Raw genomic sequence first — 362 nt, 5'->3', positions numbered from 1 at the left:
AGGGCGGCGAAGTCCACCGTTTCCATGGCGGCCAGGTTGGCGGTCGACAGGGCGGCGATCTGGCGCGAGGTCAGGCCGGCCACCTGGGTGCTGCTCAGCGCGACCACTTGCGCGGTGGTCAGGCCGTTGGCGATCAGGCTGGTGCTCAGCGCGCCCATCTGGGCGCTGGTCAGCGCGGCGACCTGGTTGGTGGTCAGGCCGGCGAACTGGGCCGTGCTGAGGCCGGCGATGGCGCTGGTCTTCAGGGACACGAAGTCCACCGTTTCCATGGCGGCCAGGTCCACCGTTTCCATGGCGGCCACTTGTGCCGAGGTCAGCGACGCGGCTTGCAGCGTGGTCAGCGCGATCACTTGCGCCGAGGT

1 protein-coding gene is annotated in these 362 nt (G+C 69.6%); it reads right to left on the bottom strand.

Annotation, left to right across the window (positions count from 1 at the left end; genetic code table 11):
* A partial coding sequence (locus AC6H42_RS01335) for a hypothetical protein (protein ID WP_497547241.1) occupies window positions 1-362 on the bottom strand: 362 nt, incomplete at both ends.

Source organism: Massilia sp. NBRC 108631 (assembly GCF_059704565.1).
Note: the sequence above shows the minus strand (reverse complement) of the source record. Positions and strands in the feature narration are given on the sequence as shown.